Origin of the sequence: Massilia sp. LC238, from assembly GCF_000735635.1 — a bacterium.
In the GTDB taxonomy this organism is placed as follows: domain Bacteria; phylum Pseudomonadota; class Gammaproteobacteria; order Burkholderiales; family Burkholderiaceae_D; genus Telluria; species Telluria varians.
The window spans coordinates 34,077-40,878 of sequence record NZ_JNNN01000052.1; the positions used below are offsets into that span (position 1 = coordinate 34,077).

9 protein-coding genes are annotated in these 6,802 nt (G+C 63.3%); 7 read left to right on the forward strand and 2 right to left on the reverse strand.

What is annotated here, in order from left to right; genetic code table 11:
• The first annotated feature begins 126 nt into the window (after window positions 1–126).
• The 7 genes from FG94_RS14285 (at window position 127) to FG94_RS14315 (ending at window position 6,009) form a co-directional block, all read left to right on the forward strand.
• Window positions 127–549 (forward strand): MarR family winged helix-turn-helix transcriptional regulator, encoded by a 423-nt coding sequence (locus FG94_RS14285; RefSeq protein WP_229445950.1) that lies wholly within the window; start codon window positions 127–129, stop codon window positions 547–549.
• Window positions 546–827: a hypothetical protein gene (locus FG94_RS14290; RefSeq protein WP_036212832.1), complete on the forward strand. Its 282-nt coding sequence runs from the start codon at window positions 546–548 to the stop codon at window positions 825–827. Before FG94_RS14285 ends, FG94_RS14290 begins: the two co-directional genes overlap by 4 nt.
• Before the next feature lie 76 nt (window positions 828–903).
• A complete protein-coding gene (locus FG94_RS14295) occupies window positions 904–1,749 on the forward strand; it encodes an HDOD domain-containing protein (RefSeq protein WP_036212835.1) in 846 nt (281 codons plus the stop codon).
• Window positions 1,750–1,899: 150 nt separating this feature from the next.
• The gene (locus FG94_RS28570; protein ID WP_036212837.1) at window positions 1,900–4,242 is read left to right on the forward strand and encodes a family 43 glycosylhydrolase; all 2,343 of its coding nucleotides are present in this window, start codon (window positions 1,900–1,902) and stop codon (window positions 4,240–4,242) included.
• A 25-nt stretch (window positions 4,243–4,267) separates the two neighbouring features.
• A complete protein-coding gene (locus FG94_RS27900) occupies window positions 4,268–4,822 on the forward strand; it encodes a PEP-CTERM sorting domain-containing protein (RefSeq protein WP_036212840.1) in 555 nt (184 codons plus the stop codon).
• A gap of 148 nt (window positions 4,823–4,970) precedes the next feature.
• Entirely contained in the window at window positions 4,971–5,567 is a 597-nt protein-coding gene (locus FG94_RS14310; protein WP_036212841.1) for a hypothetical protein, read from the forward strand.
• Window positions 5,548–6,009 carry a hypothetical protein gene (locus FG94_RS14315; RefSeq protein WP_036212843.1) on the forward strand — a complete coding sequence of 154 codons (462 nt, stop codon included), beginning with the start codon at window positions 5,548–5,550 and terminating at the stop codon, window positions 6,007–6,009. The genes FG94_RS14310 and FG94_RS14315 overlap by 20 nt, the downstream gene beginning before the upstream one ends.
• Before the next feature lie 71 nt (window positions 6,010–6,080).
• Here the strand turns inward: FG94_RS14315 and FG94_RS27330 are convergent, their stop codons facing one another.
• Window positions 6,081–6,308, reverse strand: a complete 228-nt coding sequence (locus FG94_RS27330) for a hypothetical protein (protein WP_152570988.1) — start codon at window positions 6,306–6,308, stop codon at window positions 6,081–6,083.
• Window positions 6,309–6,340: 32 nt separating this feature from the next.
• Window positions 6,341–6,601, reverse strand: coding sequence for a hypothetical protein (locus FG94_RS14325; protein ID WP_152570989.1), 261 nt, complete (start codon window positions 6,599–6,601; stop codon window positions 6,341–6,343).
• Between the last annotated feature and the right edge of the window lie 201 nt (window positions 6,602–6,802).

The following is a 6,802-nucleotide window of genomic DNA, read 5'->3' on the forward strand; positions in this document are numbered from 1 at the left end:
CTCGACTGGGAGCAAGTGCCGTGGTCGGGCCCGTTCGATGCCGTTCCGGAAAAACGCCTGCGGCCAGCTATAATCCTGCCCATGGGGGAACGATATTTAAAGAGCGTCCGGCTGCTGGCCGAGTGCATGCAAGGCTTCGAGCGTTTTTCCGGCGAATCGGTGCGCCAGCACGGGTTGACGCACGCGCAGTTCGATATCATTGCCACGCTGGGCAACACGCCCGGCATGAGCTACAAGGAACTCGGTGAGCGCACCCTGATCACCAAGGGCACCCTCACCGGCGTGATCGAACGGCTGGAACAGAAAGGCCTGGTGCTGCGCGAACGCAGCAGCGACGACAAGCGCTCCTTCTTCGTGCGCCTCACGCCTGCCGGCGACGGCATATTCCGCGATGTATTCCCAAGGGTAATCGCGCACGGCAAGCAGCTGTTTTCAAGCTATGGCGAAGCCGACTTCGACGCCCTGGAAAACGTCCTGCGCAAGCTGCGCGACCAGATCGCCGCCGGCAGTCTTCCTCCCCAACCACCACAAGCAAAGGAATTGCCTTGAAAACATCCCTGATCGAAGGCAAGAAGCCTGCCCATTTCGACAAGCACATCATCGGTAACATCCTGCTGGATGTCGCTCCCCTGGAAGAAGTCAAGCAGGAAGCCATGCTGATCGGCGTGCGCAACGAAGCCGGCGAGATCTACCGCCTCATCGGCGCAACCAAGCTCAACAGCTTCATGAATGCGAGTGAAGAACTGCTCGACATGGGTCTGGTCGATGAGCTGGAAGACCGTGAAGAACAGAAGGAAGGCTGCGACGCCATCTTCAGTGAACCTTGATGCAAATCAAACACTAGAATAGTTCCACAAGGAAAGTTTTCCCAGCTGAATGGGGCGATGGGGGTATAATTTTTTGATGGACCGACTCTCCGCCCTCAAGAGCATCGCCGCCCAGGCCAGCCGTGGCGAACTCAGCTTTCCCACCAACGTCGATGCGACGCTCAAGCTGCAGCGCGCGCTGAACGAGCCCGACTGCCATACCGACATGGCGGCGCGCCTGGTGCAGGCCGAACCCCTGCTCGCCGCGCGCACCGTGGCGATCGCCAACTCGGTGGCCTATAACCGGGCCGGCCATGACGTCACCAATGTCCGCGCGGCCGTGCAGCGCGTGGGCTTCCGTACCCTGGGCGCACTGGCCGCCTCGGTCATCGTGCGCCAGCTGGCCAGCGAAATCGTCGATCCCGGCCTGCGCGCCAAGGCCGACGCCCTGTGGATCCATTCGGCCCACGTGGCCGCGCTGGCGCAGGTGATCGCGCGCCGCGTCTCCTTCGTCGATTCGGAAACCGCGATGTTCGCCGGCATCGTGCACGAGGTGGGCGGCTTCTACCTGCTCTCGCGCGCGGGCGAATTCCCCGGCCTGCTCGACGATTCCACCGGCGACAGCGCCGCGGAGTGGATCGAGCATGGCGAAGTGGCGATCGGCCGCGGCGTGCTGCTCAAGCTCGGCGTGCCGGTACCGGTGATGGGCGCCATCGAGGCGCTGTGGAACGGCATGCGCGCGCTGCCGCCGGAAACCCTGGGCGACACCCTGCTGCTGGCCAAGGACCTGGCCCCCTTCCCCTCCCCGCTGCACATGCGTCCGGGCGCGACCACGCTCGACTCGGCCTCCACCATCGATTTCACCATCGGCGAAGGCACCCTGGCCCAGGTGCTTGCCGAATCGGCCGACGAAGTCAAGAGCCTGACCGCGGCCCTGCTGTAAGCCGGCCGCGCCAACACTTCCCTGCCGTGCACGGCTGCCGATACCGATACGGGTATCGGCAGCCGCATTAATCTCATTAGTAAAAAGGCAAAGACTTCTTCAATCTTGCATGCGCCGGCATCACGCTACATAACGATCACGGAGACATGCATGAAGAACACCCTTTCGCTATGGGGGCTGGGGGCGCTATTGGCCTCGTCCCTGCTCGCCACGGATGCCGCCGCCCAGGCCGGATTCACCCCGATCACCTTCAAGAACGCTGCCGTCCACGATCCGTCGATCGTGAAGTCGGGCGACACCTGGTACGTCTTCGGTTCCCACCTCGCTGCCGCCAAGTCCACCGACCTGATGAACTGGCAGCAGATCGCCAGCGGCGTCAGCGCCACCAATCCCCTGTTCCTGAACGGCACGGCGAACGTGTTCACCGAGCTGGCGGAAACCTTCAGCTGGGCGCAATCGGATACCTTGTGGGCGGCGGACGTCAGGCAGCTGGCGGACGGCAGGTTCTACATGTACTACAACGCCTGCAAGGGCGACTCGCCCCGCTCCGCCCTCGGCATTGCCGTGGCCGACCGCATCGAAGGCCCCTATGTCGACAAGGGCATCATCCTGCGCTCCGGCATGTGGGGGCAGGCCAGCCATGACGGCAGCATCTATGACGCGATGAAACACCCGAATGCCGTCGATCCCCACGTGTTCACGGACAATGCGGGCCGGCTGTGGATGATCTACGGCTCGTATTCGGGCGGCATCTTCATCATGCAGATGAACCCGACCAACGGCATGCCCCTGCCGGGCCAGGGCTACGGCAAGCGCCTGATGGGCGGCAACCACAGCCGTATCGAGGGCGCCTTCGTGATGTACAGCCCGGCCACCTCCTACTACTACATGTTCACCTCGTTCGGCGGCCTGGACGCCAATGGCGGCTACAACATGCGCGTGGCGCGCTCGCTCAAGCCCGACGGGCCCTACCTGGACGCCCAAGGCAATGACATGGCCAATGTCCGCTCCGACCCGAGCAAGCCCCTGTTCGACGACGCCTCGATCGCGCCCTACGGCGTCAAGCTGATGGGGAACTTCCTGTTCGAGCGCAAGCTGGGCGAGCCGGGCACCGGCATCGGCACCGGCTACGTGTCGCCCGGCCACAACTCGGCCTACTACGATGCCGCGACCGGCAGGCATTTCCTGGTCTTCCATGCGCGCTTTCCGGAGCGCGGCGAGCAGCACGAAGTCCGCGTCCACCAGATGTTCATGAACGCCGACGGCTGGCCGGTCGTCGCGCCCTACCGCTACGCCAAGGAGAATGCGACGGCGGTGCGGCGCGAGTTCGTGATCGGCGACTACCTGCTGGTCAACCACGGCAAGGACATCTCCGCCACCGTCAAGAAGTCGCAGTCGGTCACGCTGGGCAGCGACGGCGCCGTGAGCGGCGCGGTGACGGGGACCTGGCTGCTCTCCGGCGCGAATGGCGTCGAGCTGCGCCTGGCCGACTCGCCTTCGCCGTACAAGGGCATCTTCCTGAGCCAGTGGGACGAGACCTCGAAAAGCTATGTCATGACCCTGTCGGCCCTGTCGCGCGAAGGGGTCGCGGTGTTCGGCAGCCGCCTGCTTCCGCGTACCGATGCGCAGGTGGTGAATGCCATCTACGCCGAGCTCAGCCTGGGCAATACGGCGGCCGTGAGCGCCAACCTGAACCTGCCGACCACGGCGACGCGCGGCGCGACCATCGCCTGGAGCTCATCGCATCCGGCCGTCGTGAGCAACAGCGGCGTCGTCACCCCAGGCGCCAGCGACCTCACCGTGACCCTGACTGCCCGCATCGGCAAAGGCTCAGCCAGCGCCACCAAGCTATTTACGGTCACGGTGCGCAAGGCCGGCGGCCTGCTGGCGCATTACGCCTTCGACGGCAACCTGGCCGACACCAATGGCGCCGCGGCGCCCGGCGCCGTGGTCGGCGCCAGGCTCGACCTCGCCGGCGGCAGCATCGGCTATGAAGCAGGTGTAAGGGGCCAGGCCGCCGTCTTCAACGGCGCCAGCGGCATCCGCCTGCCGAACGGCCTGATCTCGACCAATACCTACACGGTCGCGCTCTGGCTCAAGCCGGCGCAACTGACGGCCTTGAGCACCACCTTCTTCGGCGCCCGGACCGCCGACGCCTGGATCAGCTTCCTGCCGATGGGGCATGGCTTTGTGAACGGCGCCTCCATGTTGTGGTCGGGGACGGCCTGGTACGACGCCGGACTGGGCATGAACCTGCCGGTCGGCCGCTGGTCGCATGTGGCCTTCAGCGTCAGGAACGGCGCGGTCAATGTCTACGTTGATGGCGTGAAGCGCTTCAGCGGCAGCAACTTCCCCAACGTGTTCACCACCACGAGCGGCGTGTTCGCACTGGGCGTGAACTGGTGGGACGCGCCCTACAAGGGCGCGATGGACGAGCTGCGCATCTATGGCGCGGCCCTGAGCGATGCCGATATCGCGGCCCTGGCCCGCTGATCACCCAAGCATAAGGAATACGAGCATGAAACACACCATTTTCTCCCTGCTGCTCCTGCTGGCCTCGGCCGGCGCCTGCGCCGGCGTGATCGGCTTCGATGACCTGGCGGGCGATGAAAGCGCGCCGATCGCCAACGGCTACCAGGGTTTCGACTGGGACAACCTGGGCGCGATCCGGGCCGACGCCTATCCCGGCAGCGGCTACGCCGCCGGCACGGTTTCGTTCGGGAATACCGCCTTCAACCGCGACGGCGGCATCGCGGCGGTGTCGAAGGCAGGCGGATTCGACTTCGTCGGCGCCTTTTTCACTTCCGCCTGGCTCGAGCAGGAACTTGCCTTCGACGGCTGGCGCGATGGGCGGCTGGTCCATTCCACCGCCGTGTCCTATGTGATCGATACGGCCACGCCCTTGTGGATCGGGCTCGGATGGAAGGACATCGATACGCTTGTCATCTACAACAGCAGCGGCACGCAATGGGCCATGGATGACTTCACGGTGCCGGAACCGGCTTCGCTCGCCCTGTTCGGCACGGCCCTGGCCGGCCTGGCGATGGCGCGCAGGCGCAGGGTCAAGGCTTGAACGAAAACCGGCGCAAGGGTGTTATTAAGCAGTTGGCCCAACGTCGCCGCCCAGGGCGACTAAATAGGCTGATTTGCCGCGTTGCGGCGCAAAATCAGCGTTGTCAATTCGCTGTACTTGGGTATCGTCATTTTTATGGATACCCGACTTGGCCTTCCGCACCCCTCCCGAAATCAAATGGCTGCTCGTCGAGCGGGCTACTCTCATGGGCGACATTGTCCAGCTGGAACGGCGTCAGGCGCTGTTGGCGGCAGAACTTGCGCAGCTTCGTGTCACGCGAGAAGCCCTGGACCATACGATAGCAGTGCTGGAATCCCGTGCGAGAGCCGATGCTGGTGGCACGGTGCGGCGGCATGCACCGGCGTATGGGAGCCGCGGCGCGTTGAAACACTTCCTCGTCTCGACCGTTTCGGCCTCGACAGCCGAATTCACGCTGCAAGCGCTCACGAGCCAGGCGGAGGAACACTTTCAGCTCAAATTTGCTACCCAAGAAGAGCGCACCCAGTTCATGCGCAACAGCTTGAGACCTCAGCTTCAGCGGTTGCGACGAGAGGGGATGCTGGAGGTGTTTTCAGCCGGCCAAAATCAGTCCTCCACATGGCGTTTGCGGCCGAGGGTACCCACATTCGCCGACCTAGCACGTCTCGCCGGTCTCCCGGCCTCAAAGGCGCATGATGTCGACCAAGACGAGGCCGGACATCAAATGGCTCATCAACGAGACGGCTATGCTGAAGGGCGAACTTGAGCGCATCGACCTGGAACTAGCCCGACTATCTGCGCTTCGGGAATCAGTTGAGCGCGCGCGTGCGGCTTGTCAGCATACGCTGGACTATCAAGCCGGCCGCCAGGTGCGTGGATTGCCGACGGTTCGCGCGCACCGCCATTATGGACGCTACGGCGGCCTCAAGGAGTTCATGCTTGATACGCTAAGGGAGGCGTCACCAGCGCAATTCACCACCTCCGAATTAGCGGAGAAGGCATTGGTGCACTTCAAGCTGACGATGTCCTGCCCGGAGGAGCTTTACGATTTTAAAGTGAATACGGTCGGCCGCGGGCTGCGCTGGCTGCAGTCGCTTGGCCTCATTGAGCGCCTGACGACGAAACGTCGAGTAGCGGGAGCGCTCGGAACGTGGCGCTGGCAGGCGCCCATAACGACGTTTGCCGAGCTGGAGCAGCAATGGCGTTGACGATGACCCGCACGCGAACGCAGACCGCACTCACGCGCCTCGCAAAGCTATTGGCTAACCTGAACGGGGAGTTAGCCTTCCTTGACGAATTGATGGCAACCAGCTGCGAGGCTGCAGATGAATTGGCAGGCCGCCGAGATGAGCTCCTTCGGCACCGGAATGCAGTGCAGGTCACAGTAATCCAGTTCGATGATGCGATTGACGTAGAACAGATAGGCCAGGCAGTCGAGTGGGCGCGCGTTTATGGTGGCCGCCAGTCCCGCTCGCTGGTCCGCCGGTACCGGGCAGCGCACCTGCATCGGGAGTCGGTGGAGTGAGCACTGATGGCGCGCTAACTTGCCCACAGGTGTGTAGCTGTAACAGAAACAGCAGTCGCTATCGACAGCCATACCGAAACGACCATAATCTGCGGCGCTTGGGCCGCGACCTGGGTTGCCTGAAGAGTGGCCGCGCGGTCTTCCTCATCTACAGCCTCCATCGCGCCCAACACAATCAGTACTGCTGAAATTACTATGATTGCGATATGCCAAGCTATCGCAGTCCAGGCAATCATGCGACCAATGGAAATGTCCGCACCCTTCAATGTGCCCATGTAAACGGCAGCCTCGTACGACGCAGCCGCACACATGGCAATCACCGTCCAGAAGAGCTGCCCCTCCCGAACAGTGATCTTGCCCCGCTTTTCCCGGACACAGCCTGATGCTTAGTTAGCGTCAGTTTCCAGAGCCTGACGGCGTCGCTCTTTCCTAAACATCCGCGGCGATTTGTAGCCGAGCGCTGAATGCGGATGCAC

Bases quoted from the DNA above. Each gene is read 5' to 3' on its own strand.
- FG94_RS27900 (WP_036212840.1), top strand. From the start codon at position 4,268: ATGAAACACACCATTTTCTCCCTGCTGCTCCTGCTGGCCTCGGCCGGC.
- FG94_RS14315 (WP_036212843.1), top strand. From the start codon at position 5,548: ATGCTGAAGGGCGAACTTGAGCGCATCGACCTGGAACTAGCCCGACTA.
- FG94_RS27330 (WP_152570988.1), bottom strand. From the start codon at position 6,308: ATGCAGGTGCGCTGCCCGGTACCGGCGGACCAGCGAGCGGGACTGGCG.
- FG94_RS14295 (WP_036212835.1), top strand. From the start codon at position 904: ATGGACCGACTCTCCGCCCTCAAGAGCATCGCCGCCCAGGCCAGCCGT.
- FG94_RS28570 (WP_036212837.1), top strand. From the start codon at position 1,900: ATGAAGAACACCCTTTCGCTATGGGGGCTGGGGGCGCTATTGGCCTCG.
- FG94_RS14325 (WP_152570989.1), bottom strand. From the start codon at position 6,601: ATGGGCACATTGAAGGGTGCGGACATTTCCATTGGTCGCATGATTGCC.
- FG94_RS14285 (WP_229445950.1), top strand. From the start codon at position 127: ATGCAAGGCTTCGAGCGTTTTTCCGGCGAATCGGTGCGCCAGCACGGG.